This is a genomic window from Enterococcus faecalis, from assembly GCF_029024925.1.
Lineage (GTDB): Bacteria > Bacillota > Bacilli > Lactobacillales > Enterococcaceae > Enterococcus > Enterococcus faecalis.
The window spans coordinates 124479-149949 of record NZ_CP118962.1; the positions used below are offsets into that span (position 1 = coordinate 124479).

25 protein-coding genes are annotated in these 25471 nt (G+C 40.4%); 18 read left to right on the top strand and 7 right to left on the bottom strand.

Annotated features, from left to right (window positions below; genetic code table 11):
• Positions 1 to 225: 225 nt before the first annotated feature.
• Positions 226 to 1494 carry a RidA family protein gene (locus PYW42_RS00515; protein WP_002389578.1) on the top strand — a complete coding sequence of 423 codons (1269 nt, stop codon included), beginning with the start codon at positions 226 to 228 and terminating at the stop codon, positions 1492 to 1494.
• Between the two features lie 49 nt (positions 1495 to 1543).
• Here PYW42_RS00515 and PYW42_RS00520 read toward each other — a convergent pair whose 3' ends face one another.
• Both PYW42_RS00520 and PYW42_RS00525 read right to left on the bottom strand, forming a co-directional pair.
• Entirely contained in the window at positions 1544 to 1987 is a 444-nt protein-coding gene (locus tag PYW42_RS00520; protein WP_002356140.1) for a MepB family protein, read from the bottom strand.
• Positions 1984 to 3396 carry an aminotransferase-like domain-containing protein gene (locus PYW42_RS00525; protein WP_002373794.1) on the bottom strand — a complete coding sequence of 471 codons (1413 nt, stop codon included), beginning with the start codon at positions 3394 to 3396 and terminating at the stop codon, positions 1984 to 1986. The genes PYW42_RS00520 and PYW42_RS00525 overlap by 4 nt, the downstream gene beginning before the upstream one ends.
• Before the next feature lie 97 nt (positions 3397 to 3493).
• On the opposite strand from PYW42_RS00525, the gene PYW42_RS00530 reads away from it, so the two are divergent.
• Positions 3494 to 4459 carry an ornithine cyclodeaminase family protein gene (locus tag PYW42_RS00530; RefSeq protein WP_002389554.1) on the top strand — a complete coding sequence of 322 codons (966 nt, stop codon included), beginning with the start codon at positions 3494 to 3496 and terminating at the stop codon, positions 4457 to 4459.
• A gap of 1 nt (position 4460) precedes the next feature.
• The gene (locus tag PYW42_RS00535) at positions 4461 to 5249 is read left to right on the top strand and encodes a PhzF family phenazine biosynthesis protein (RefSeq protein ID WP_002389645.1); all 789 of its coding nucleotides are present in this window, start codon (positions 4461 to 4463) and stop codon (positions 5247 to 5249) included.
• 47 nt (positions 5250 to 5296) lie between these two features.
• On the opposite strand, the gene PYW42_RS00540 is transcribed toward PYW42_RS00535, so the two are convergent.
• The 4 genes from PYW42_RS00540 to coaA all read right to left on the bottom strand — a co-directional run bounded on the left by PYW42_RS00540 (position 5297) and on the right by coaA (position 9269).
• Positions 5297 to 5842: an ATP:cob(I)alamin adenosyltransferase gene (locus PYW42_RS00540; protein WP_002389596.1), complete on the bottom strand. Its 546-nt coding sequence runs from the start codon at positions 5840 to 5842 to the stop codon at positions 5297 to 5299.
• Between the two features lie 150 nt (positions 5843 to 5992).
• Positions 5993 to 6334 (bottom strand): hypothetical protein, encoded by a 342-nt coding sequence (locus tag PYW42_RS00545; protein ID WP_002411442.1) that lies wholly within the window; start codon positions 6332 to 6334, stop codon positions 5993 to 5995.
• Positions 6335 to 6471: 137 nt separating this feature from the next.
• A complete protein-coding gene (gene guaA / locus PYW42_RS00550) occupies positions 6472 to 8034 on the bottom strand; it encodes a glutamine-hydrolyzing GMP synthase (RefSeq protein WP_002356158.1) in 1563 nt (520 codons plus the stop codon).
• A gap of 311 nt (positions 8035 to 8345) precedes the next feature.
• Positions 8346 to 9269: a type I pantothenate kinase gene (gene coaA, locus PYW42_RS00555; protein ID WP_002356160.1), complete on the bottom strand. Its 924-nt coding sequence runs from the start codon at positions 9267 to 9269 to the stop codon at positions 8346 to 8348.
• A 154-nt stretch (positions 9270 to 9423) separates the two neighbouring features.
• Between coaA and PYW42_RS00560 the strand changes: the two genes are divergently transcribed.
• Positions 9424 to 10011 (top strand): SGNH/GDSL hydrolase family protein, encoded by a 588-nt coding sequence (locus PYW42_RS00560; RefSeq protein ID WP_002356161.1) that lies wholly within the window; start codon positions 9424 to 9426, stop codon positions 10009 to 10011.
• Positions 10012 to 10025: 14 nt separating this feature from the next.
• On the top strand, positions 10026 to 10634 hold the full coding sequence (locus tag PYW42_RS00565) for a class I SAM-dependent methyltransferase (protein ID WP_002356162.1): 609 nt from the start codon (positions 10026 to 10028) through the stop codon (positions 10632 to 10634).
• 32 nt (positions 10635 to 10666) lie between these two features.
• On the opposite strand, the gene add is transcribed toward PYW42_RS00565, so the two are convergent.
• Positions 10667 to 11698, bottom strand: a complete 1032-nt coding sequence (gene add, locus PYW42_RS00570; protein ID WP_002356163.1) for an adenosine deaminase — start codon at positions 11696 to 11698, stop codon at positions 10667 to 10669.
• 141 nt (positions 11699 to 11839) lie between these two features.
• Here add and PYW42_RS00575 point away from each other — a divergent pair, with 141 nt between their 5' ends.
• From PYW42_RS00575 to deoD, 13 genes are all read left to right on the top strand, one after another.
• Positions 11840 to 12847 carry a substrate-binding domain-containing protein gene (locus PYW42_RS00575; protein ID WP_002356164.1) on the top strand — a complete coding sequence of 336 codons (1008 nt, stop codon included), beginning with the start codon at positions 11840 to 11842 and terminating at the stop codon, positions 12845 to 12847.
• A 140-nt stretch (positions 12848 to 12987) separates the two neighbouring features.
• Positions 12988 to 14289: a pyrimidine-nucleoside phosphorylase gene (locus tag PYW42_RS00580; RefSeq protein ID WP_002356165.1), complete on the top strand. Its 1302-nt coding sequence runs from the start codon at positions 12988 to 12990 to the stop codon at positions 14287 to 14289.
• 27 nt (positions 14290 to 14316) lie between these two features.
• Positions 14317 to 14979 carry a deoxyribose-phosphate aldolase gene (gene deoC, locus PYW42_RS00585; RefSeq protein ID WP_002389618.1) on the top strand — a complete coding sequence of 221 codons (663 nt, stop codon included), beginning with the start codon at positions 14317 to 14319 and terminating at the stop codon, positions 14977 to 14979.
• Positions 14948 to 15412: a cytidine deaminase gene (locus PYW42_RS00590; RefSeq protein ID WP_002387503.1), complete on the top strand. Its 465-nt coding sequence runs from the start codon at positions 14948 to 14950 to the stop codon at positions 15410 to 15412. The genes deoC and PYW42_RS00590 overlap by 32 nt, the downstream gene beginning before the upstream one ends.
• 95 nt (positions 15413 to 15507) lie before the next feature.
• Entirely contained in the window at positions 15508 to 16581 is a 1074-nt protein-coding gene (locus PYW42_RS00595; RefSeq protein ID WP_002356168.1) for a BMP family lipoprotein, read from the top strand.
• Positions 16582 to 16634: 53 nt separating this feature from the next.
• Positions 16635 to 17720, top strand: coding sequence for a BMP family lipoprotein (locus PYW42_RS00600; RefSeq protein ID WP_002356169.1), 1086 nt, complete (start codon positions 16635 to 16637; stop codon positions 17718 to 17720).
• A 205-nt stretch (positions 17721 to 17925) separates the two neighbouring features.
• Positions 17926 to 19494, top strand: a complete 1569-nt coding sequence (locus tag PYW42_RS00605) for an ABC transporter ATP-binding protein (RefSeq protein ID WP_002381361.1) — start codon at positions 17926 to 17928, stop codon at positions 19492 to 19494.
• The gene (locus PYW42_RS00610; protein WP_002356171.1) at positions 19487 to 20620 is read left to right on the top strand and encodes an ABC transporter permease; all 1134 of its coding nucleotides are present in this window, start codon (positions 19487 to 19489) and stop codon (positions 20618 to 20620) included. The genes PYW42_RS00605 and PYW42_RS00610 overlap by 8 nt, the downstream gene beginning before the upstream one ends.
• Complete coding sequence (locus PYW42_RS00615) at positions 20620 to 21573, top strand: ABC transporter permease (protein WP_002356172.1); 954 nt, start codon at positions 20620 to 20622, stop codon at positions 21571 to 21573. The genes PYW42_RS00610 and PYW42_RS00615 overlap by 1 nt, the downstream gene beginning before the upstream one ends.
• 274 nt (positions 21574 to 21847) lie before the next feature.
• A complete protein-coding gene (locus tag PYW42_RS00620) occupies positions 21848 to 22441 on the top strand; it encodes a TMEM175 family protein (RefSeq protein WP_002359336.1) in 594 nt (197 codons plus the stop codon).
• A gap of 301 nt (positions 22442 to 22742) precedes the next feature.
• A complete protein-coding gene (deoB, locus tag PYW42_RS00625) occupies positions 22743 to 23909 on the top strand; it encodes a phosphopentomutase (RefSeq protein WP_002356179.1) in 1167 nt (388 codons plus the stop codon).
• Between the two features lie 16 nt (positions 23910 to 23925).
• Positions 23926 to 24744, top strand: coding sequence for a purine-nucleoside phosphorylase (locus PYW42_RS00630; protein ID WP_002356180.1), 819 nt, complete (start codon positions 23926 to 23928; stop codon positions 24742 to 24744).
• Positions 24745 to 24761: 17 nt separating this feature from the next.
• Positions 24762 to 25469, top strand: a complete 708-nt coding sequence (deoD, locus tag PYW42_RS00635; RefSeq protein ID WP_002359338.1) for a purine-nucleoside phosphorylase — start codon at positions 24762 to 24764, stop codon at positions 25467 to 25469.
• Positions 25470 to 25471: the final 2 nt, after the last annotated feature.

A 25471-nucleotide genomic window follows, 5' to 3' on the forward strand; every position in this document is an offset into this window, starting at 1 on the left:
CCAGTCTTCTTTAACTGAAGAAGATTTGTTTGCGGGCCAACAATCAATTTAGGAATGCCTTATTGAAATGTTCCTGTTCTTATTGTAGACTGAAAGAAGTGGTGGTGGAAAGCTATCACCATTAATAGAAAAGCAGGAAAATAAAAAGGATCTTGTTGGAAGTTTAATGCTTAAAAATGTAAGCGGAATCATTTTTGTTGGAATGCTAAAAAAGGGAGTAGAGTTATGAGTAATGAAAATATCGTCTTAGCAAGAAATACAGAGCGTGCACCAAAGCATCCTCTCGCAGCCCAAACAGTCGCATTTTCCCACTATAATCATTTGTCAGCACAGTTACCTATTGAGCCAACCTCTGGACAATTGGTAGAAGGTGGCATTCGGTCCCAAGCGACACAATGCTTGAAAAATATCCAAGCGGTTGTTGAAAGTATCAACCATGTGATGAGTGACATTGTCAGAATGACCATTTTTGTCAAAGATATGCGGGATGCTGCCGCAGTTGAGGAGGTCTATGTGGCCTTTTTTACCCATTATTATCCAGCTAAAACAGTGGTCGCCGTCACAGATTTGCCGTTAGGCGCTTCCGTTCAAATGGAGGCACTTGTTTCAAATGGGGAAGGAACTATCCCTAATGCGCCTCAAGCTGGGGATTTAATTAAATTAACAAATCAGACTATTCAGGCACCAATTGATGCTCTAGCCAGTCAAACGGTCGCGTTTTCTCACTATAACAATCTGTCTGCACAATTGCCTATAGATCCTCAAACGGGCAGAGTTGTGGCTGGCTGTGTTAAAACGCAAACAAAGCAATGTTTGAAAAACATAAAAGCCATTTTAACCAGTATTGATGTGCCTTTTGATGATATTGTGAAGATCAACATTTATTTAAAAGATTTATCTAAGCTGGAAGCTGTCAATCAAGTATATGCCGCTTTTTTCCCAGATTCAGGAATTGCGCGCACGGTCAATTATATGCCAGCACGAACAGTGATTGCTGTTGCTGATTTACCAATGGGCGCGGCGGTGCAAGTAGAAGCGGTGGTTTCTCATGGGGATGGTACGCCACCACAAGCGATTGAAGATCGACATGGATTAATTATTGAAGCAAATAATACAGAGCACGCACCGAAGTGTCCATTTTCGACACAAACTGTTGCTTTTTCTCATTACAACCATCTATCAGCTCAGCTACCATTGGACCCTAAAACAAATGCGTTAGTCGCTGGCGGAATCAAGGAACAAACGACGCAATGTTTAGAAAATATTAAAGCGATTATTGAAAGTGTGGATCACAGCTTAGCTGATCTGGTGAAAGTGAACATTTTTGTGAAAGAGATTGAAGAGCTGGCGGCAGTAGATGACGTCTACCAAACGTACTTCCCTGAAGGCACGCCTGCAAGAAGAGTGATTGGTGTGACGGATTTACCAAAAGGTGCTCAGATTCAAATCGAAGCGATTGCTGGGAACGCAGAAGGTACGCCACCAATTGGTTAAACAGTAGAAGAAACAAACGTCAGCTGGCTTCTGAAGCCAGCTGACGTTTTTAGTATTTAGATAAATCAGTAAAGTAAGCTAGTTGCCATTTTTGTGTTTTTTTGGCGGTTTGATTAAGGTTTTGGCACCAAGAAGGATAAAAACGGGCCGCCATTTTGCCTTTTTGTTGATTCGTTTTGAGAATTTTTTGTTGGATTAAACATTCTTTCGGCAGAAGAAAGAGACCTTGCTTTTCTTGATCAGCAATGACAATTGCTAACATTTCAGGGGCTTCCGTTGCATCAAAGGCTTCGTTCTGATTTTGTTGATTTTTTTCCCAGAAGGCTGCAAAATAGCCTTCTTTTTTCGGCGTTTTTTTGGCTAAACGACTGCGGATAAGTTGTTGCGATTCATTAACTTGACATAAAAAGCCTTCATATTCGGCATTTTGTTTTTCTTCGGAAAGCAGGGTGATCGCGCCCACTGCTTTTTCAAGTATTGGCAATGAATTCATAGGGAATGTCCTTTCTTTTCGTTTAATGTCGGTAAGAGTTCTTGGATAATGGTTAATCCTTTCGCCAATACCTCAAGCTGATTGGAGGCCAAGGAAATTCGTAAAAAAGCATCTGGCTGATTTTGCACAGTAAAGCGGCTCGAGTGAAAAAGACGTACCCCATTTTGGAGAAATTCTTGTTCAATTTGCGGCGCCGTTTTTTCGGTAGAAAGGGGAATAGTTCGGTAGTACGGCAAAGGATTGCTAGGTCTAGCTAACCCAAAAATGGTATCAAATAAGTCATTGGCTTGTTTTGTTAAAGCCAATTTTTCTATCACTAATTCTTCTGCAACTGGTGAGCGTAAGACTTGGGTGACAATTTCAGCATCAAAGCCAGAAGTTTTAACGTTAATGTTAAAAATCGCACGCTCTATTTCTTGGCGAAGAAGCGGAGGGAAAACAAGGTACGCAATGCGTAAGCCTGTACAGACAAACTTTGTCATCCCCGCTAAGTAAATCGTTTGTTGAGGTAAGAGTTCTTGAAACGTTGGTAAAACTGCTTGCTGTGCATAAGTTGTTAAAAAAGAATGAATGTCATCTTCAATTACCCATAAGTGTTCTTGCTGAATGATTTCAGCTAAAGTCATTCGGCGGGCGCTAGACATTTGGAAACCAATCGGGTTATTACATGCGGGCATTAAGAAAATACCGTGTATTTTTTTCTTTTTGCATTCTTGCAGTAAATGCTCTGGGTCCATCCCCTCGGAATCATAGCCAATCGGGACGATTTCTAAATGATAAAGCTGGGCGAGTTCAATAAAATTTGAATACGTGTATCGATCTACGGCAATCCGCTGACCTGGAGAAAAAGCGGCGGCTAACGTCACGGCCAGCCCATTCTGGACACCAGATACAATGGCAACTTCTTCGGCATTGGTCCGAACGCCTTGTGTCTGAAGCCATTCGGCAGCGGTTGCTCGTTGAAAGTGCGTACCTAAAGGATCGCGATAATTTAGCAAACTGTTAAGGGCCGCATTTTTACTAACGGATTCAATAAAAGGTAAAATCCGCTGATTACACATATCAAAGGAACTAACCAGCCCTAAATCAATTAGATGGTCCGCTACTTGGTTGGTAGAGATTGTAATTGAGTGAAACGCGTTGGGAGAAACGAAAGTGCCGCTACCGATGTTGGTATAAAGTAAGCCTTTTTCCATAGCGTGTTTATAGGCTTGACCAATCGTCGTGAAATTCAGATCCAAGTAATCAGCTAATTCTCTTTGCGAAGGCAATTTCACATTTTTTTGAAGTGCACCAGATAAGATATCCGCTTCTAATTGTTGAACCAATGATTGGTAATAAGGTCTTGTTAAACGTTCTTTAACAGGGCGCCATGACAACGCATAGTTCTCATAGGAATTAATCGGCATGAGGGGAACTTCCTTTCTATAAAATTGTATTCCATACAATTATAGCATTGAGTGTATTGTTTGTCTGGTTTATGATAGCGCAAAGGGAGGAATTCAGATGGACATTATTTCTTATGAGAGGGTTATTCAACAATTGTCGCTTTCCGAAGCAATTCAAGTGATGAAACGTTGCTTTGCAGAGTTGCAAAAAGGAAAAATTTCGCAAAGTGAGCGCCATGTAGAGGTTTTACCAGATGGGGAAAATCAGAATCTTTTTGCATTAATGCCTGCTTACTTAGGAAAAAATCGCTTTTTTGGGGCAAAAATCATTACAGCTTTTCCAGAAAATCCACAAAAAAATTTGGCCTCACATCTTGGTCAAATTTTATTGTTTGATAGTTCTACTGGAAGACCAGTCGCGATGATGGACGCCAATGCGATTACGTGGCTTCGCACGGCAGCTGTTTCTGCTTTGGCAACCGATTATTTAGCAGCTCCAAAGGCAAAAAGTATCGCTTTGATTGGTGCAGGTCAACAAGCTTCATCTCATCTCGCAGCGCTACAAAGCGTTCGGGCGATTGAAAAGGTTTTTATATATGACCGCACAACAGAACGCGCACGAAAATTAATCGCTAAGCAACAGCACAATTACCCCGAATGTACCTTTATTGGTTGTTCTTCTGTCCAAGAAGCCGTCCAGGAAGCGGAAATTATCTGTACACTAACTTCCAGTCAGGACGCATTTTTAGAAGAAAAAGACGTTTTGCCGAATGCCCATATCAATGCGATTGGCACATTCACGCCGACTTCCAGAGAATTAACAAGCGACCTTGTTAAAAACAGTCAAGTGTTTGTAGATGAGTACGCGGCTGCATTAAAAGAAAGCGGGGATCTTTTAATTCCGATTTCAGAAGGTGCCTTTTCAGCTGAAAAAATTGTAGGTTCTCTCGGCGAATTAGTCACTGGCAAAGTTAAACTAAAGGCGGAGCAGAAAGGCCGCACGATTTTTGATGCGGTTGGCTTAGCAGTTGAGGATTTGTGTTGCGCGGAATACATTTATCAAAAAATACAAGGAGAGAATTAAAATGAGTTATCCCTATTATATTGTCGATGCTTTTGCGGAGGAAGTTTTTAAAGGCAATCCCGCCGCTGTTTATGTTTTGGAAAAATGGTTGCCAGAAGCGGTGATGCAAAACATTGCGATTGAAAATAATTTGTCAGAGACTGCTTTTACGGTCAAGGAGGGACAAAGTTACGCCCTGCGCTGGTTTACGCCGGAACGAGAAATCGATCTCTGTGGACATGCTACATTAGCGACGGCTTTTGTGTTATTTAACTATTATTCCGTTGCGGAAGAAACACTCCATTTTACTAGTCAAAGTGGACCGCTCGCAGTGACCAAAAAAGAGGAATACTATTATCTAGATTTTCCTTATATCCTACCGGAAAGGATTCCAATTTTGCCAGAGTATGAAGCCGCTTTAGGCACGAAAATTTATGAAGCTTATTTGGGTCGCGATTTATTTTTTGTCTTAAAAGACGAAGAGACAGTGGCAAAAATCACACCAGATTTTTCTGCATTAAAAGCATTGGATTTAGGAGTAGGAGTCATTGTAACGGCATCAGGAGACTCGGTGGATTTTGTTTCACGAACTTTTTTCCCGAAACTAAGAATTAACGAAGATCCAGTTTGTGGTTCTGCGCACGCCAATTTAATTCCTTATTGGGGAAAACGGCTCAATCAAACGACCCTTTCGGCCTATCAAGTGTCCCCAAGAGGCGGCTTTTTAACTTGTGAAGTGAAAGAAGATCGAGTCATTATTGGTGGTACTGCTAAACTATTTGCAAAAGGGGAAGCGTACTTGCCTGTATAAAAGTACACCGACCGCTAGCAATTCATCGTTAGCGGTCGGTGTACTTTTTAAATAGAATAGTTGCGAGAAACAAAGGGGACTTCTTCACCATTTTCGAGCTGATTTAGATACAAAGCTAACATGAAAAAGTAACCTGAGAGTAAGTTGACTAAATCATACAGCTGCGGATCAATTTTTTTACCACCATAGTCCATGCGATAAAGTAAACGAACAATATCTTTGGCTTTGGCTCTTAAAATGTGTGCATAAGAGGAACAGATTGTGCCCATCGGTAAAACAAAAGGACGATTTTCTTCGTATGTCAGTTCATTCATAGCATTGACACGTTCCAAAAGCCAGGCTATTTCTTCCTCTGTGACTGTTAATTTTGTTCGGGTCGTTGGATTGACATGGTAGATTAACTCGCAAATTTTGGCTAGTTCTTCTGTTAGTGCAGGCTGTTCAGGGACGTCTAATTGTTGCACATATCCTCGTAGAAGACCTGTCATCGAGGCCAATTCATCAGTCATTAATTCAAAATCACATCGTAAATCTTCTGGTTTAGAAGATAGATACGGATACGCTTCATACGGACTGCGGTACATTTTTTCCATTCAATTTCCCTACTTTCTAAAAATAAAAAGCCCTCAAAAAGAATGCACGAAAGCCAATCTTTTTGAGCGCCGTTGCTCGACTGTTCACAGTACACCATTGTACTTGCTAAGGTAATCATAGCCAAGAGTGAAGGGAGAGTCAAGGGGGAATCAAGGTTGGAGAAAGAAAATGAAGCTAAGAATTACCAGAAGTAAACCAATCAATAAACTGACAAGACCAGAAAGTTGACCTAATCGTTGTTGGGTAGAAAAAGGCTGGTCGGTAACAGTGAGCAAACTTGAGAAAAAGTTCATTTTTTTCACGAGTATTAAATACGCAACAATAAGCAAAAGAATACCCGAAAAAAGGTACGAAAGGGGCTCAGAAATAACTTTTTGGGCACGAAGTAAAAAAATTCCTATGAAGAGGACAACAAAACCATACTTAAGAAAAGTTTCTTTTGACATGTTGAAATCGCTTCCTTTTGGTTGATGAATTTTATTAATAGCCACTATTCTTATGATTAAATTATAGGACTTTGAGGGCGGTGGAGCAAAGGAAAAATGGAGAATGGTGGGAGGAAAGTGTGACCAATAAAAAATCAACCCGCTAGAAAACCTATTTTATAGGTTTTCTAGCGGGTTGATTGTTATTCCCACTCCACAGTTGCAGGTGGTTTTGAAGTAATATCGTACACGATACGGTTTACATGTGCAACTTCGTTCACGATGCGCACAGAGATTTTTTGTAAAACATCCCAAGGGATACGGGCAAAGTCAGCGGTCATGCCGTCTATAGAAGTCACAGCACGGATACCGACTGTGTAATCGTAGGTACGGCCATCGCCCATAACACCTACTGAGCGGATGCCAGGTAAGACAGTAAAGTACTGCCAAATGTCACGATCTAAGCCAGCTGCTGCGATTTCTTCACGTAGGATAGCATCTGAATCACGAACGATTTGTAATTTATCTTCTGTAATTTCACCAAGCACACGAATACCTAATCCTGGTCCTGGGAATGGTTGGCGCCAAACGATTGCATCAGGCATGCCAAGTTCAGTTCCTAAGGCACGAACTTCGTCTTTGAATAATGTATTTAAAGGTTCAATTAATTCAAATTGCATGTCTTCAGGAAGACCACCAACGTTGTGATGTGATTTAATTGTTTGCGCAGTTTCTGTACCAGATTCGATGACGTCTGTGTAAAGAGTTCCTTGTGCTAGGAATGAAACGCCTTCTTCCCCAGCAAGTTTAGTTGCTTCGTCATCAAAAACATACACAAATTCGTTACCGATGATTTTACGTTTTTGTTCAGGGTCAGAAACGCCTGCTAATTTACTTAAGAAGCGTTCTTTCGCATCTACTTTAATAATGTTTAAGCCAAATTTACCGCCTAAACTTTCCATTACTTGTTCTGCTTCACCTTTACGTAATAATCCATGGTCAACGAAGATACAAGTCAATTGGTCGCCAATGGCTTTTTGTAAAAGCACGCCGACAACACTTGAGTCAACGCCACCTGATAAACCAAGTAAGACTTTTTTATCGCCTACTTGTTCACGGATTTTAGCGACTTCCATATCGATGAAGTTTTCCATGCTCCAGTCACCAGTACAGCCACACACATCAAAAGCAAAGTGACGTAATAAGTCGTTACCATATTCTGAATGACGAACTTCTGGGTGAAATTGTACGCCGTAGAATTTGCGGTTGGCATCTTCGATAGAAGCGATTGGACAATCATTGCTTGTCCCAACTTTTTCGAATCCAGGAGCGATTTCTGTTACTAAATCACCGTGGCTCATCCAAACGGTTTGTTTCGCAGGTGTTCCTTGGAATAATGTCGCATCACCAAGGATTTCTAATTCTGCTTTTCCGTATTCACGGTTTGCGGCAGGTTCTACTTTTCCGCCTAAGTTATGAGTCATTAATTGCATACCGTAGCAGATGCCAAGAATGGGAATTCCTAACTCATAAATTTCTGGATCAATGCTAAAAGCATCTTTGTCATACACGCTGTTTGGTCCACCTGAGAAGATGATTCCTTTAGGCGCGATTTTGCGAATTTCTTCTGCCGTAGTTCGGTGGCTTAATAACTCAGAGAATACGCCAAATTCACGAATACGACGAGTAATCAATTGGTTAAACTGACTACCAAAGTCTAAAACAATAATTTTTTCGACAGATGTCAAATCGGCAACGTTAGTCACGTCTATTACCCCTTATCCATTTAAATTTATCTAAAGAAAAGGCGGTTAAAAAGTGGTCAGCACCAAGAATTAAGAAAGGATTTTCAAAAATTGTTTTACGATTTTTAGAAAATTTTGGCTTAATTCCGCAGGGGCTACTTTTAAACAGCCGAGAATCAGGCGGTTAAAAAGTGGTTCACTTTTGTTCCGTACTCTTCTTTGTCTAGCTATACTTATTAAAACATTTTACTCCTTGAAAGTCATGCATTCTGCTGAAAATTTTCAAGGATATTTCTACAAAAGATACAGGATATTTCTTAGCTCGTCAACCCTTAATATTTACGTAGATAGATTTGGTCAATCAAATGATTTTCCGTTTTATGCAAAATAATGTCCGCACGTCCGCGCGTTGGCAAGATATATTCCTCCAAGTTCGGTAAGTTCACGGTTTTCCAAACATTCCGTGCCATGGCGAAAGCATCTTCTCGTTTGCCAATTGCATATTGGTAATAATAATTATTAGGATCTAAGAAAGCCGTATCTAATAAGGCCCCAAAACGTTCTAGGTACCATTTTTCAATTAAGGCTGGATCGGCATCCACAAAAATAGAAAAATCAAAAAAATCACTCACATAAATTTGTTGATTGGCGGGTAACTGTAATGTGTTAATGCCTTCAACAATCAAAATATCTGGTTGTTGAATCAACTCATATTCGCCTTCGATAACATCGTAGACACTGTGAGAATAGACGGGTGCTTTAATTTCGTCTTTGCCGCTTTTGACTTCGTTTAAGAAATTAATTAGCTTCTCCATGTCATAACTTTCAGGAAACCCTTTTCGGTCCATAATTCCCTGTTCTTCTAACACTTTATTGGGATACAAAAATCCATCCGTTGTAATGAGTTGAACGTTTCTTCGTTTAAACGTTCGGGCCAGAATTCTTTGCAAAAGACGAGCGGTGGTGCTTTTACCAACGGCGACACTGCCGGCAATTCCAATGATGAATGGTGGTACAGAGACATATTCATGTAGGAATAATCCTTTGCTAAGTGTTAGCGATTCAAATTCTTTCATGTACAAATGAATAAGATGCGTTAAGGGTACATAAATTTCTTGTACATCTTTTAGTGAAATTTGGTCGTTCACACTTTTAATGTTATCCAATTCTGCTTCGGTTAACGGTGCTTTGCCGTCATGATAAAACCCATGCCATTCTTCTCTGGAAATTGGGTAGTAATTCATTTTATCGTCCATTGTTCCTCCACCAAACCCTGTTCAATCTTTGTACATTTTACCATAATTTCACAAGGGAAACACAGGATTTTACAAAAGAATTCCCTTCTTCGCCAATTTATGATGAAAATGGTATCATGAAAAGAGAAAACTGTTAGAAAAGAGGGGAAAAGCCATGAGAAAAATTGTATTATTTGGTGATAGCATTACTGCTGGTTATTTAGACGAAGCCGTCTCACCTGTTCTTGTTGACTTAGTGAAACGGGATATTGCTGCGATGGGTCTAGAAGAAGTGGCTGTTATTAATGCTGGAATGCCTGGCGATACAACAGAGGATGGTTTAAAACGATTAAATAAAGAAGTACTAATTGAGAAACCTGATGAAGTGGTGATTTTCTTTGGCGCCAATGATGCGTCACTGGATCGAAATATAACAGTAGCCACGTTTAGAGAAAACCTTGAAACAATGATTCACGAAATTGGTTCAGAAAAGGTGATTTTAATTACGCCACCATATGCGGATAGTGGCAGACGTCCAGAACGTCCACAAACGCGTATCAAGGAATTGGTCAAGGTTGCACAAGAAGTCGGAGCGGCACATAACTTGCCAGTTATTGATTTGTATAAAGCGATGACTGTTTATCCTGGAACGGATGAATTTTTACAAGCGGATGGTTTGCATTTTTCACAAGTGGGCTATGAATTATTAGGTGCCTTGATTGTTCGAGAAATAAAAGGTAGACTAAAACCAAAACAAGCATAGATAGGAAGAACAAAATGGCGAATCATTATTATACAGAAAATCCAGAATTAGCACATGATTTAGAAAGCTGGTCTTTTCCATTACGTGGTCGGACCTTTCAGTTTACGACCGATAGCGGGGTCTTCTCAAGAGGAACAGTGGATTATGGTTCTCGTGTGTTGATTGATGCCTTTGAATGGGAAAATTTACCAGCAGGCCGTTTGTTAGATGTTGGTTGTGGCTATGGACCAATTGGGTTGTCCTTAGCAGCGGCGACTGGTCGACTGGTGGAAATGGTGGATGTCAACCAACGGGCGGTTGGGCTAGCTCAAATGAACGCCCAACGTAACCAAATTACTACTGTGGATATCCATTCCTCCAATGTGTATGAAACCTTAAACGAAACGACCTACGCGGCGATTGTTAGCAATCCGCCCATTCGTGCAGGCAAAAAAGTTGTCCATGGCATTTTAACAGGGGCTTTTCCGTTGTTGAAAGTTGGTGGCACACTAACGGTAGTTATTCAAAAGAAACAAGGTGCACCTAGTGCAGAAAAGAAAATGGCTGAAGTATTTGGCAATGTTGAAATTGTGACAAAAGACAAAGGCTATTATATTTTACGAAGTGTTAAAGAAGCAGAGTAAAAAAGAACCTCCACTTTAGTGGCGGTTCTTTTTTAGAATAGATACGCTTGATCAATTTTTTGGTTCAACAGTTTTTTTTCGTCTGGCGATAAAAAAGCACCTGCAAGCGCATTTTTAGTGAGTTGCTTCATTTCGTCATAACTTAATTGATACCAAGTGGCCAATTTCATGAATTCTTTCGTTAACGTAGTATCTGAAACAGTGCGATTATCGGTATTGATGCAGACGGCTAAGCCAGCCTCTATAAATTGTTGAAAAGGGTATTCAGCCAATGTTTTGACGGTGCCTGTTTGGAAGTTGCTAGTTGGACACATTTCTAAAAGAACCTTTTTTTCTTTTAAGAGCGCCAAGTATTCGGGTGTATCTTTCAAAGCAATACCGTGGCCAATCCGAGTAGCACCTAAAGTGACAGCATCAGCGACATTTTTGCCACAGCCGCATTCCCCAGCGTGGAGTGTTAATGGAATTGACAATTGGTTGGCTAAAGCTAATACGTCTTCAAATGTGTATGGAGGGAAATCGACTTCATTGCCAGCTAAATCAAAGCCGACAACGCCTGTCTCTCTGAAATCATGCGCTAAGTGAACGATTTTTTCTATGGCTTGTTGTTGATCATGCCGCATGCCGCATAACAGTGCATTGCTTTTTACACCAAAATCTTCTTCGCCTTGTTTTAAGCCAGTTAAAACAGCAGTCACGATTTCAGGTAACCGTAAGCCTTTTTCTGTATGTTGCGAAGGCGCAAAACGCACCTCTATGTATGCCACGCCATCTTCGGCAGCTTGGCTAATCACGTCATACGCCGCTGCTTGCAAAGCTTCAGCTGTTTGTAGACAGGTTAGCACGAAGTCGAACCGAGTTAAATAATCATTCAAATCGGTGCATTTTTCAGGGGCAACCACTAACTCTTTCAAGGCTTGTTCGTCTTGGGGTAATGGAATGTTTTGTTTTTCAGCAATGGTGCGTAAAGTGGTTGGTCGAATCGACCCATCTAAGTGACAGTGCAGCTCGATTTTTGGTAATTGACGGACACGGGATTCTTCCATGAAAAAAATAGCCTCCATTTTCTTTTGTTTTTTAATCTTTTTAGTCTATTTCTTTTGTCTTTTTTTTGTTAAAATGTAAAAGATTCGATAAGTATTTTGAAGACTGTAACACGTCTACAAATGTCTGTCAATGCAAAAGGAGACGTTGGGAGGGGCGCGATGAAACTAACGATTAAAGAAATTGCTGATATGGCTGGTGTTTCTGTCACAACCGTCTCACAAATTCTGAATAATAAAGGGAGTCGTTTCAGTGAAAAAACCCGCAACAAGGTGTTGGCGGTAGTCGCTGAAAATCATTACAAACCAGATTACTTTGCTTCGAATGTAATCAACCGTCATTCCAAAACCATTGGTATGATTGTGCCAGATGTGACGGATTTCTTTTTCTCAAAAGTGATTGAAGGTGTAGAAACATATTTAAATTCGTTAGGCTACATGATTTTGTTATGCAATTCAAAGCATGATTCCGAGCAAGCGATGCAATATGTTAGCGAGTTGATTCATCGGTCGGTGGATGGCATTATTTTTGCCACGCCGAATGTTTTGCCAGAAAATCATATTTTAAAAGACCGACGAGAACATCCGATTCCTGTCATTCTTGTCGATCGTGGGATTAATCCACGAGATAGTGGACGATTAATCGTTAAAGAGTACGAAGGTGCTTATCAAGCGGTCCATCATTTGATTCAACAAGGGCATCAGCATATTGGCATGTTGCGTGAAAGTGCCGGCTATTATCGTTTAACGGAACGAGTGACGGCGTATCAGCATGCGTTACAGGACAACAATTTACCTTTTCGTCCGCATTATGTTTGTGCTGGGGAATTGAACTTGCATGGCGGCTATGCTGCGGCGAAAGAAGTTTTGAAAAATGAAGAAATCACAGCAATTTTTTGTGGCAATGATGAAATGGCGATGGGAGCTTATCAAGCCATTGAAGAAGCAGGTAAGAAAATTCCTGACGATATTTCGGTGGTTGGTTTTGATGGCTTGGAAATTTCCGAATATTTGGTGCCGAGTTTAACAACCGTCTATCAGCCGAGTTTTGATATTGGCTATTATGCAGCAAAATTTTTGGTGGAAGCTATTGCAGATCCAACAGGGAAAGTTCCAAATAAAGTTTTTGATGCGACGTTTATTGCTAGAAAAAGCACAAAACCGATTTAAAAAACAGCTTAGAAACAGAACGTTCGTGTTGTTTTCGTTTTCACAAGAAAAAAATAATAGTAAACTGGTTTACTAAATGGTTTAAAGCTGAACGATTTTGTTGTATAATACATTATCGGGAAATCGGAGGGAACGAATTCATGAGAATGGTAGACATTATTGAAAAGAAACGTGACGGGCATCAACTAACAAGCGAAGAAATTCAATTTATTATCAACGGATACACAGATGGTTCAATTCCAGATTATCAGGTAAGTGCCTTTTTAATGGCTGTTTTTTACCAAGATATGACAGACGAAGAAATTACACAAATGACGTTAGCAATGGTCCATTCAGGCGAAATTGTGGATCTTTCTTCTATAGAAGGAATCAAAGTCGACAAGCATTCTACAGGTGGCGTAGGCGACACTACGACGCTTATTTTAGCGCCATTAGTTGCTAGTGTCGGGGTCAATGTAGCAAAAATGTCTGGTCGTGGCTTAGGCTACACGGGCGGTACGTTGGATAAATTAGAAGCGATTCCTGGTTTTAAAGTTGAATTGACAGAAGAACGTTTTATTCAATTGGTGAACGATACAAAAGTGGCAGTGATTGGTCAGTCAGGTGATCTAGCACCAGCAGACAAAAAACTTTATGCGTTACGTGATGTGACCGCCACTGTTGACTCAATTCCATTAATTGCAAGTTCCATTATGAGTAAAAAAATTGCCGCAGGGGCAGATGCGATTGTCTTAGACGTGACTACTGGTGAAGGGGCCTTTATGAAAGACCTAGCAAGTGCTCGTCGATTAGCGGAAACAATGGTTCGCATTGGAAAACTGGCAAATCGCCAAACGATGGCAGTAATTTCAGACATGTCACAACCTTTAGGGGAGGCCATCGGAAACAGTTTAGAAATCGTTGAAGCAATCGAGACCTTGCAAGGAAATGGACCAGAAGATTTAGTGGAGATGTGCTATGTCTTAGGAAGTCAGATGGTCGTTTTAGCTAAAAAAGCCGAGACGTTAGACGAAGCACGGGCTTTATTGGAAGAAGCATTAACAAGCGGTCGAGCGCTCGCGAAATTTAAAGAAATGATTGAAAATCAAGGCGGCGACAGTTCCGTTGTTGACCAGCCAGAAAAATTATTAACCGCAACTTATCAATTTGATTTACCTGCCAAAGAAACAGGCGTGGTACAAAAAATCGTTGCCAATGAAATTGGCGTTGCCGCAATGTTGCTGGGCGCTGGTCGGGCTACGAAAGAAGATACGATTGATTTTGCAGTTGGCTTGAAACTTCACAAAAAAGTAGGGAGCCCAGTTGAAAAAGGCGAATCATTATTAACCATTTATGCCAATCGTGAAGACGTGACAGAAGTCGAACAATTGCTTTATAAAAACATTGAAATTGGACCAACTGGCGAAGAGCCTATTTTGATTCACGATATCATTACGGAATAAAACAAAAAGAAAAGAGGAATTCTCATCATGGAATTAAACCGCATGATTGACCACACTATTTTGAAACCAGAAGCGACAGAAGCTGCTGTCCAAAAAATTATTGACGAAGCTAAGGAGTACAACTTTTTCTCTGTATGTATCAATCCTTGTTGGGTCGCTTTTGCTAGCGAGCAATTAGCAGATACCGACGTCGCTGTGTGTACCGTTATTGGCTTTCCTTTGGGGGCAAATACACCAGAAGTTAAAGCATACGAAGCAGCTGATGCAATTAAAAATGGTGCGAATGAAGTGGATATGGTGATTAATATTGGTGCATTAAAATCACAACAATACGATTACGTACGTCAAGACATTCAAGGCGTAGTAGATGCAGCCAAAGGAAAAGCGTTAGTCAAAGTGATTATTGAAACAGCATTATTAACAGACGAAGAAAAAGTTAAAGCTTGTGAATTAGCCAAAGAAGCAGGTGCCGATTTCGTTAAAACATCTACTGGCTTCTCAACAGGCGGCGCTAAAGTAGCAGACATTCGTTTAATGCGTGAGACAGTTGGTCCTGACATGGGCGTTAAGGCTTCTGGTTGCGTGCATAATGCAGAAGAAGCGTTAGCAATGATTGAAGCTGGGGCAACACGCATCGGTGCAAGTACGGGTGTAGCAATTGTTTCTGGCGCAACTGGCGAAGGGTATTAATTCGTATTTCAAATTAAACGAAGGTGTGGCGAAAAAGATGACAGTAAAACAAGAATGGCTTGATTGTGCCGTAGAAGCATTGGCACACGCCTATGTACCGTATTCTAACTTTCCTGTGGGCGCTTGCTTAGTGACTGCAGACGGGAAAATGTATCAAGGAGTCAACATTGAAAATGCCTCCTTTGGTTTAACAAATTGTGCAGAAAGAACGGCGATTTTTAAAGCCATTTCAGAAGATGAACGGACCTTCCAACATTTAGTTGTAGCAGGTAATACAGAGGCACCCATTTCTCCATGTGGCGCTTGTCGTCAAGTAATGGCTGAATTCTTTGATCCACAAATGCCGGTCACGCTAGTTGGTAAAGATGGCGCGACTAAAACAATGACAGTTGAGGCATTATTGCCCTATTCATTTACAGATAAAGATTTTTAAAAAAAGGACATAAGGTTTCGTTGGGCTCAAAGTAGATTTCAATAGCATAAATGCGAATGAAATAATAGATAAAATAGTAGGGGGCTTTTCGGAAAGTGAAACAAGCAAAATTTTTAGGTCTAGGATTGGCAGCAGTTGCCTTAACCATTGGGTTAGCTGCATGTGGCGGCAATAGCAAAAAGAATGCCAACACAAAAGGTGATCCACAACATAGTGTCGTAATGGTCACAGATACAGCCGGCATTGATGACAAATCTTTTAACCAATCTGCGTGGGAAGGAATGCAAGAGTGGGGCAAAGAGCACAAACTTCCAGAAGGACCTCAAGGGTATGCGTATATTCAATCAAATGAAGCATCTGATTATACATCAAACATTGACCAAGCCATTTCAAGTCAATTTAAAACGATTTTTGGCATTGGGTATTTACTAAAAAATGCAGTAGTAGATGCAGCGGACGCCAACCCAGAAACGAATTTCGTTCTAATCGATGATACAGTTAATGGGAAAAACAACGTCGCTTCTGCAACATTTAGAGATAATGAATCTGCGTATTTAGCAGGTGTGGCAGCAGCTAACACTACGAAAACCAACAAAGTAGGATTTATCGGCGGGGTTGAAGGACCTGTTATTGGCCGTTTCCAAGCTGGTTTTGAAAAAGGTGTAGCAGACGCTGGCAAAAAATTAGGAAAAGATATTCAAATTACGTCTACTTATGCAGGGACATTTGCAGACGCTTCAAAAGGACGGGCCTTAGCTTCTTCTATGTATCAAGCAGGTGCCGACATTATTTATCACGCAGCGGCGACTACAGGACAAGGAATCTTCCAAGAAGCTAAAGCGCTAAATGAAACAGGTTCAAAAGATAAAGTTTGGGTGATTGGTGTTGACCGTGACCAAAACGAAGACGGTAAATATACAACCAAAGATGGCAAGGATGATAACTTAACGTTAGCTTCAACCATTAAAGGTGTAAATATTGCTGTGAAAAAAATCTCTGATCTTGCATTAGAAGATAAATTCCCTGGCGGCGAACATTTAACTTATGGATTGAAAGATGGCGGTGTTGATTTAACAACAGAAGCCCTAAGCGATCAAGCCAAAACGGCAGTTAAAGAAGCCAAAGAACAAATCATCTCTGGTGACGTAAAAGTCCCAGACCAACCTTAGAAACAACTTAGTTGTTTAAATACATTAAACTATTTTTAGGAGGCTTTACAGAAATGAAAAAAGCAAAATTATTCGGTTTTAGTTTGATTGCATTAGGTTTATCAGTTTCACTTGCAGCATGTGGTGGTGGCAAAGGAAAAACCGCTGAAAGCGGCGGTGGCAAAGGGGATGCAGCGCATAGTGCTGTAATCATTACAGATACAGGCGGCGTGGATGACAAGTCGTTCAACCAATCTTCTTGGGAAGGATTGCAAGCTTGGGGTAAAGAACATGATTTACCAGAAGGTTCAAAAGGGTATGCATATATTCAATCGAATGATGCAGCTGACTATACAACAAATATTGACCAAGCGGTATCAAGTAAATTCAACACAATCTTTGGTATTGGCTACTTGCTAAAAGATGCAATTTCTTCTGCAGCAGATGCCAACCCTGATACAAACTTTGTTTTAATCGATGATCAAATCGATGGCAAAAAGAATGTCGTTTCTGCAACATTTAGAGATAATGAAGCAGCTTACTTAGCCGGTGTTGCTGCTGCAAACGAAACAAAAACGAACAAAGTCGGTTTTGTTGGTGGTGAAGAAGGGGTCGTAATTGACCGTTTCCAAGCTGGTTTTGAAAAAGGTGTGGCTGATGCTGCGAAAGAATTAGGTAAAGAAATTACTGTTGATACAAAATATGCGGCTTCATTTGCTGATCCTGCCAAAGGGAAAGCTTTAGCTGCTGCAATGTACCAAAACGGCGTTGATATCATCTTCCATGCTTCTGGTGCGACTGGACAAGGGGTCTTCCAAGAAGCAAAAGACTTGAATGAATCAGGTTCTGGCGACAAAGTTTGGGTAATCGGTGTTGACCGTGATCAAGATGCTGATGGCAAGTACAAAACAAAAGACGGCAAAGAAGACAACTTCACGTTAACTTCAACACTTAAAGGTGTCGGCACAGCGGTTCAAGATATTGCCAACCGTGCGTTAGAAGACAAATTCCCTGGTGGCGAACATTTAGTTTATGGATTAAAAGATGGTGGCGTTGACTTAACAGACGGCTATTTAAACGACAAAACAAAAGAAGCTGTTAAAACAGCAAAAGATAAAGTGATCTCAGGTGACGTAAAAGTCCCAGAAAAACCAGAATAATTTAAGCTCCTAAATGAAAAAAGAAGGGCTCATTATTGTTCCTTCTAAAAATAAAGTGGTCCTTGGCAGCGACGGCTGCCAAGGAAACCCTTTATGATGTTTGGATTTTTAACTAAATAGTTGAGGTTCTTCAACTACTTAGTTAAGGGTCAAAATTACCCTCTAAAGTATTGCCAATATAATTTTGTTAGGAAGTGAATAGACCTTGTCTCAAGAAGAAAACGTAATTGAGATGCGTAAAATCACCAAAGAATTTGGGACGTTCAAAGCCAACGACCAAATTGATTTACAAGTAAAACCTGGTGAAATCCACGCACTGCTAGGTGAAAATGGTGCAGGCAAGTCGACCTTGATGAATATCTTATCAGGGCTATTGGAACCGACCTCAGGTGAGATTTATATGAATGGCGAAAAAGTCAACATTACAAGTCCTACTGCAGCCAATCGTTTAGGAATCGGAATGGTCCATCAGCATTTTATGTTAGTTGAAGCCTTTACTGTGACTGAAAATATTATCTTAGGTAGTGAACCTACCCATGGCGGTATTTTAGACCGGAAAAAAGCGAAAAAAGAGATTGAAGAAGTGTCTAAGCAATACGGGTTGGATGTAAATCCCAATGCCTATATTCGCGATATTTCTGTGGGTATGCAACAACGGGTTGAAATTTTAAAGACCTTATATCGTGGTGCGAACGTTTTAATTTTTGACGAACCAACCGCAGTATTAACGCCACAAGAAATTGATGAATTAATGATTATTTTGAAAGAACTAACCGATGAAGGCAAATCGATCATTTTAATTACACATAAGTTAGATGAAATTAAAAAAGTGGCGGACCGTTGTACGGTCATTCGCCGGGGGCAAAGTATTGGCACCGTCAATGTGAAAGACGTTTCTTCGCAACAGTTAGCCGATATGATGGTGGGCCGTTCTGTTTCTTTCAAAACAGAGAAAAAACCAGCGCAACCGAAAGAAACAATTTTATCAATTAAAGATTTAGTAGTGAAAGAAAGCCGCGGCTTAGATGCAGTGAAAAATCTTAGCTTAGATGTCCGAGCAGGGGAAGTTGTTGGGATTGCGGGGATTGATGGCAATGGACAAACAGAATTAATCCAAGCCTTAGCAGGATTAACCAAAGTCGAAAACGGGTCCATTCATTTGAATGAAAAAGAGATTACTAATCGCAAACCTCGGGAAATTACGGAAATGGGTGTCGCCCACGTTCCTGAAGACCGACATAAATATGGCTTGGTATTAGAGATGACATTGGCTGAAAATATTGGCCTACAAACGTATTACCAAAAACCATACAGTTCAACAGGTATTTTAAACTATCGAATGATTAACAAACATGCCCGTGAATTAATTGAAGAATATGATGTACGGACTCCTAATGAATTAGTACCAGCTCGGGCGCTTTCAGGTGGGAATCAGCAAAAAGCGATTATTGCCCGAGAAGTTGACCGCGATCCAGATTTGTTGATTGTTTCTCAACCAACACGCGGTTTAGATGTCGGAGCTATTGAATACATTCATCGTCGACTAATTGAACAAAGAGATAAAAATAAAGCTGTTTTATTAGTAAGTTTTGAATTAGACGAAATTTTAAACGTTTCTGATCGTATCGCTGTTATTCATGCGGGGGAAATCGTCGGAATTGTTGATCCGAAAGAAACGACAGAAAATGAATTGGGCTTGTTAATGGCTGGCTACTCATTGGAAGAAGCCCGTGCTGAGTTATCAAAAGTAGAGGCAGGTGAAACTGTTGAATAATCGTTCTGAAAAAATAAGAAATATTTTAGTCCCTGTGTTATCTGTTATTATGGGTTTCCTCTTAGGGGCAATTATTATGGTTATCTTTGGCTATGACCCAGTGGCTGGGTATCAAGCGATGTTTGAAACAGCTTTCCAAGGAAAGAAAAGTATTGGTGAGATTTTTGTCACCGCAGCACCGTTGATTTTTACCGCTTTAGGATTCTCGGTGGCAAATTCGGCTGGATTCTTTAATATCGGGCTTTCTGGACAAGCCTTATGTGGTTGGGTGGCTAGTATTTGGGTCGCTTTATCCATGCCTGATGCACCCCGGATGATTGCGTTGCCGGTGGCGATTATTGTTGGCGCAGTTGCAGGAGCTTTAGCAGCAGCCATTCCAGGTTTCTTGCGTGCCTATTTTGGGACGAGTGAAGTTATTGTTACGATTATGTTGAATTATATTTTATTATACACAGGAAATCATATTGCTAATAATGTCATGAAACCAAGTATTATGGCGAATAAAGGGATCACCAAAATGATTGGTGCGAATGCATCATTACGCTCACCGTTTTTAACAAGTATCAGTGATGGCTCTCGTTTGAACATTGGCATTTTCTTGGCCTTCATTTTCCTTATTCTTGTGTGGTTCTTGATGAAAAAAACAACGCTTGGTTTTGAAATTCGGTCGGTGGGGTTAAACCCATTTGCTTCTGAATATGCTGGAATGAGCAGCAAGCGAACGATTATTTTATCCATGATGATTTCAGGAACGCTAGCTGGCTTAGGTGGTGCGGTCCAAGGATTGGGAACTTTCCAAAACTTCTTTATTCAAAACACATCGTTGAGCATTGGGTTCGATGGTATGGCCGTGTCTCTATTAGGAGCAGGTAGCTCAATCGGGATTTTACTTTCCGCATTACTGTTCGGAATGTTAAAACTTGGTGGACAAGGAATGCCGTTGATAGCTGGTGTACCAACCGAATTAGTTGATGTTGTTATTGCAGCAATTATTTTCTTTGTGGGAATTAGTTATTTAATTCGTTTCTTGTTAGCAAAAGCGTCTGGTAGTAAAAAAGAAGTAGCGATTGTAGAAACAATTGAAGCGGCGCCAGACAAAAACAATCAAGAGGGGGGAGACATCTAATGGATTTAGCAACAATTTCCTCAATCATCACGCAAACATTAGTGTATGCAACTCCGCTCATCTTGACAGCATTAGGCGGAACGTTCTCAGAACGAAGTGGTGTGGTTAACGTTGGTTTGGAAGGTATTATGGTAATGGGCGCTTTCAGTTCGGTCGTTTTTAACTTGACGTTTGCTGATACATTTGGCGCGGCGACACCATGGATTGCTTGTTTAGTAGGAGGCGTTGTCGGGATTGTCTTTTCTCTCTTACATGCCGTTGCAACTATTAACTTACGAGCAGATCATATTATCAGTGGTACTGTCATTAACTTGATGGCACCGGCGCTAGGGGTTTTCCTAGTAAAAGTTATTTATCAAAAAGGACAAACAGATATGATTACACAATCATTTGGTTATTTTTCTTTCCCAGGATTGTCAAAAATTCCAGTGATTGGTGAACTATTCTTTGCAAAAACCTCTTTGCCAGCTTTCGTAGCAATTTTGATTGCGATTTTAGCTTGGTTTGTCATTTATAAAACACGTTTTGGCTTACGGTTACGTTCTGTGGGGGAACATCCACAAGCGGCAGATACATTGGGAATTAATGTCTACTTAATGCGTTATTCTGGCGTCTTGCTATCCGGCTTCTTAGGCGGTATGGGCGGAGCTGTCTTTGCTCAAAGTATTGCGGGTCGTTTTGGGATTACCACAATTGCAGGACAAGGGTTTATTTCAATGGCCGCAATGATCTTTGGTAAATGGAATCCACTTGGGGCAATGGGCGCAGCCTTATTCTTTGGCTTTGCACAAAACTTAAGTATTGCTGGGGAAAACCTACCAATTATTTCAGAAATTCCAAAAGTTTATCTACAAGCAGCACCATACGTATTGACCATTTTAGTCCTAGTTGTGTTCTTCGGAAAATCATCGGGACCAAAAGCGAACGGGAAAAATTACGTCAAAACGAAATAAGAAAAGAAATGGGCCCTCCGTCAAAGCGACGGGGGCCATTTCTTTTCTTAGGATAATCAGTTGAACACAAGCGGCATTAGGCACTGCTTCACTGCAAAAAAGCGAGTTGATAAAGGAGACTTAACTTTTTTCCTTTGGCTGTTTTTTACAATTCGAAGGAAGTGTCGAAATTTTGAAAAAAACCAACAGGTCTAGCAGCTTTTTTTTCAAAAATCGTTGGTTTTTCTGCTATACTTTTGTTTGTAGTAAGAATAGGAAAAGTGGAGGACGTTCAATGAATAAAACACGTGTAGAAGCATTTAGTGATGCAGTCATTGCCATCATCATGACCATCATGATTTTAGAAATTAAGACTCCTCAAGTGGGTGTTTTGGCAGGTTTGATAGAAAATATCCCCTATTTTTTATCGTTTATTGTCAGTTTTATTTTTATCTGTATCGCTTGGTACAATCATCATTACATAATGTCCGTAACTCATTGGTTTTCTAAAAAAGCGTTTTGGGCAAATAATTTTTGGTTATTCTCCATGGCCTTCATTCCGGTAGCAACTGCTTGGGTGAGTGAATTTTGGTGGATGCGGGCACCCGTTTATTTTTATCTTGTTGTGTATACGGTTTGGGATTTTGCTTACTTCTTGCTAACAAGGATCATTTATGAAGACAATGCAGTGAAAGATCCACAAGGTGCAGCTAAGTTAAGAAAATCGAAATCTTATAGTAAGGCAACAAAAATCATTCATCTTTGTCTTTTCGCAATCGGATATATCGGCATTTATTTTTATCCGCCCATTGGCATTGGTGTGATTTTATCAGAAGCGGTTATCTGGTATTTAAATGTGCCAAAAGAGGGAGACCGCTTGGAGTGTTAAAAGTTTCGATTGGATAAAGAGTCGTGTTCTTTTTAAGGAGCAGGCTATTCGAAAAAAACAATAAAAAAGTTTCCTAATTACGGTGGGAGACTTTTTTTCTTTCAGTTTTTAAGCCCTGCTAAAATCGAAGGAATCAGTGAAAATTTTAATGCTCTTTCAGGCAATAATAGCGGATTCATGGTATAATTGAAGAGCTGAGAATAAATAGATTATTCTGTTTGATTCTCGAGACTATTTAAAAGGCTAGCGTAAAATAATTGTCATTCTTGACGTATTTACGACCTTAGAGGAGGAAGCAAGTGTGTTTAAACGTGTTCATTTAATCGTACTAGATTCAGTCGGTATTGGTGAAGCACCAGATGCTGAAAAATTTGGAGATGTCGGCAGTGATACACTGGGTCATATTGCCAAAGAAGCGGGACTAACCATTCCTCATTTAGAAAAACTTGGATTGGGAACTATTGCTCCTTTAACAGGTGTCAAAGCAGTGGCAGACCACGATGGCTATGCCACCAAATTAGAAGAAATTTCTGTTGGAAAAGATACTATGACCGGTCACTGGGAAATTATGGGCTTGAACATCAAAAAACCTTTTCGGGTATTCCCAAACGGATTTCCTGAAGAATTGCTGAAACAAATTGAAGATTTTTCTGGGCGAAAAGTTGTTTGTAACAAACCATATAGCGGGACAGCAGTCATTGATGATTATGGCGAACATCAAATGAAAACTGGGGATCTAATCGTTTATACTTCAGCAGACCCTGTTTTACAAATTGCGGCGCATGAAGACATTATTCCATTAGAAGAATTGTATAAAATTTGTCAATATGTTCGTGACATTACGAAAGACGAACCTTATATGATTGGTCGGATTATCGCTCGCCCGTATGTTGGTGAACCAGGTAATTTCACTCGAACCAGTAACCGTCATGACTATGCTCTAGATCCTTTTGGCCATACTGTTTTAGATTCGTTGAAAGAAAACGGCAATGATGTGATCGCTGTTGGGAAAATTAACGACATCTTTAATGGACAAGGAATTACTGAAGCTATCCGCACGAAGAGCAATATGGATGGGGTGGATCAATTATTAACGGTCATGAACAAAGATTTCACAGGTTTAAGTTTTACTAACTTAGTGGATTTCGATGCGCTGTATGGCCACCGTCGTGATGTGAAGGGCTATGCAAAAGCCATCGAAGATTTTGATGGTCGTTTGCCAGAGATTATGGCAGCTATGGCCGAAGATGATTTGCTTTTAATTACAGCAGATCACGGGAATGACCCAACTTTCCCAGGAACAGACCATACACGTGAATATGTGCCTTTATTGGCTTATAGTAAAAAAATGACAAAACAAGGCAGCTTGCCACAAGGATTTTATTCAGATATTTCAGCAACGATTGCTGAAAACTTTGAAGTTCCTGCAACGGAAAACGGTCAAAGCTTTTTAAATCAATTACAATAATTCGAGGAGGCAACACATGACAACGTTAACGAACCATTTAAACGAAACAACTGAGTTTTTGAAAGAAAAAGGGGTGCAACAAGCAGACTTCGGTCTAATCTTAGGTTCTGGGTTAGGTGAATTAGCTAATGAAATAACCGATGCGATTGCTATTCCTTTCTCTGAAATTCCCCATTTTTCTGTTTCAACAGTCGTTGGACATGCTGGACAATTAGTTTACGGAACGCTTTCTGGAAAAAAAGTTTTGGCGATGCAAGGACGTTTTCATTATTATGAAGGACATTCGATGCAAACGGTCACTTATCCCGTTCGTGTGATGGCTGCTTTAGGCATTCATTCAATGATTGTAACCAACGCAGCTGGTGGCGTAAATGAAACATATACACCGGGGAATTTGATGTTAATCAATGACCACATTAATTTTACAGGCGATAATCCGTTAATTGGTGAAAATGATGAAGAAATCGGGCCGCGTTTTCCAGATATGAGTCATGCTTACACGCAAGAATATCGGGAAGTGGCAAAAAAAGTGGCTGCGGAACAAAATATTGATTTAAAAGAAGGCGTGTATATGGGCTTTTCTGGCCCGACATATGAAACGCCTGCAGAAATTCGGATGTCACGGACGATGGGTGCGGATGCAGTTGGCATGTCAACTGTTTCGGAGGTCATTGTAGCTGTGCATAGTGGCATGAAAGTACTAGGCATCTCTTGTATTACGAATTTAGCAGCTGGTATGCAAAGTAGTTTAAATCATGCAGAAGTAGTTGAAACAACTGAACGCGTTAAAGGACAATTCAAAGAGTTAGTGAAAGCAACACTAGCAGCTTTATAAAAAAGGAGTAAACCAGAATGAGTGTGCATATCGAAGCAAAACCAGGTGAAATTGCCGATAAAATTTTACTACCAGGGGATCCCCTCCGAGCAAAATATATTGCGGAAACTTTTTTGGAGAATCCTGTCTGCTATAATCAAGTTCGTGGGATGTTAGGTTACACAGGAACATATAAGGGACAGCGTGTTTCGGTCCAAGGAACAGGGATGGGGATGCCTTCAGCAGGTATTTATGCCCATGAGTTAATTAACTCTTATGATGTGAAGAAGTTGATTCGTGTTGGTACGTGTGGTTCTATTTCAGAAAAAGTCAACGTTCGTGAATTAGTTATCGCACAAGCAGCAGCGACGCCTTCTTCCGCGATTCGCAATGATTTTCCTAAATATGATTTTCCACAAATTGCGAGCTTCGACCTTTTACTCAAATCTTACGAAATTGCTAAAGCAAAAGGCTTTACTACCCATGTTGGTAACGTATTGTCAGATGATGTTTTTTACAAAGATAGCTTAGATGATGTCTTTCGTTTAGGTCGATACGGGGTATTAGCGATTGAAATGGAAGCGGCAATGTTATATTATTTAGCAGCAAAATTTGATGTAGAAGCATTGGCGATTATGACGGTGAGTGATAGCTTGGTGACAGGCGAAGAAACAACGGCAGAAGAACGCCAAACGACGTTTAATGAAATGATTGAAGTTGGTTTAGAAACGGCAATTGCTAATTAAAA

What these genes read in the sequence shown, in the direction of transcription:
- PYW42_RS00515 (WP_002389578.1), top strand. Translation starts at nt 226, where the DNA reads ATGAGTAATGAAAATATCGTCTTAGCAAGAAATACAGAGCGTGCACCA.
- PYW42_RS00520 (WP_002356140.1), bottom strand. Translation starts at nt 1,987, where the DNA reads ATGAATTCATTGCCAATACTTGAAAAAGCAGTGGGCGCGATCACCCTG.
- PYW42_RS00525 (WP_002373794.1), bottom strand. Translation starts at nt 3,396, where the DNA reads ATGCCGATTAATTCCTATGAGAACTATGCGTTGTCATGGCGCCCTGTT.
- PYW42_RS00530 (WP_002389554.1), top strand. Translation starts at nt 3,494, where the DNA reads ATGGACATTATTTCTTATGAGAGGGTTATTCAACAATTGTCGCTTTCC.
- PYW42_RS00535 (WP_002389645.1), top strand. Translation starts at nt 4,461, where the DNA reads ATGAGTTATCCCTATTATATTGTCGATGCTTTTGCGGAGGAAGTTTTT.
- PYW42_RS00540 (WP_002389596.1), bottom strand. Translation starts at nt 5,842, where the DNA reads ATGGAAAAAATGTACCGCAGTCCGTATGAAGCGTATCCGTATCTATCT.
- coaA (WP_002356160.1), bottom strand. Translation starts at nt 9,269, where the DNA reads ATGGACGATAAAATGAATTACTACCCAATTTCCAGAGAAGAATGGCAT.
- PYW42_RS00560 (WP_002356161.1), top strand. Translation starts at nt 9,424, where the DNA reads ATGAGAAAAATTGTATTATTTGGTGATAGCATTACTGCTGGTTATTTA.
- PYW42_RS00565 (WP_002356162.1), top strand. Translation starts at nt 10,026, where the DNA reads ATGGCGAATCATTATTATACAGAAAATCCAGAATTAGCACATGATTTA.
- add (WP_002356163.1), bottom strand. Translation starts at nt 11,698, where the DNA reads ATGGAGGCTATTTTTTTCATGGAAGAATCCCGTGTCCGTCAATTACCA.
- PYW42_RS00575 (WP_002356164.1), top strand. Translation starts at nt 11,840, where the DNA reads ATGAAACTAACGATTAAAGAAATTGCTGATATGGCTGGTGTTTCTGTC.
- PYW42_RS00580 (WP_002356165.1), top strand. Translation starts at nt 12,988, where the DNA reads ATGAGAATGGTAGACATTATTGAAAAGAAACGTGACGGGCATCAACTA.
- deoC (WP_002389618.1), top strand. Translation starts at nt 14,317, where the DNA reads ATGGAATTAAACCGCATGATTGACCACACTATTTTGAAACCAGAAGCG.
- PYW42_RS00600 (WP_002356169.1), top strand. Translation starts at nt 16,635, where the DNA reads ATGAAAAAAGCAAAATTATTCGGTTTTAGTTTGATTGCATTAGGTTTA.
- PYW42_RS00615 (WP_002356172.1), top strand. Translation starts at nt 20,620, where the DNA reads ATGGATTTAGCAACAATTTCCTCAATCATCACGCAAACATTAGTGTAT.
- PYW42_RS00620 (WP_002359336.1), top strand. Translation starts at nt 21,848, where the DNA reads ATGAATAAAACACGTGTAGAAGCATTTAGTGATGCAGTCATTGCCATC.
- PYW42_RS00630 (WP_002356180.1), top strand. Translation starts at nt 23,926, where the DNA reads ATGACAACGTTAACGAACCATTTAAACGAAACAACTGAGTTTTTGAAA.
- deoD (WP_002359338.1), top strand. Translation starts at nt 24,762, where the DNA reads ATGAGTGTGCATATCGAAGCAAAACCAGGTGAAATTGCCGATAAAATT.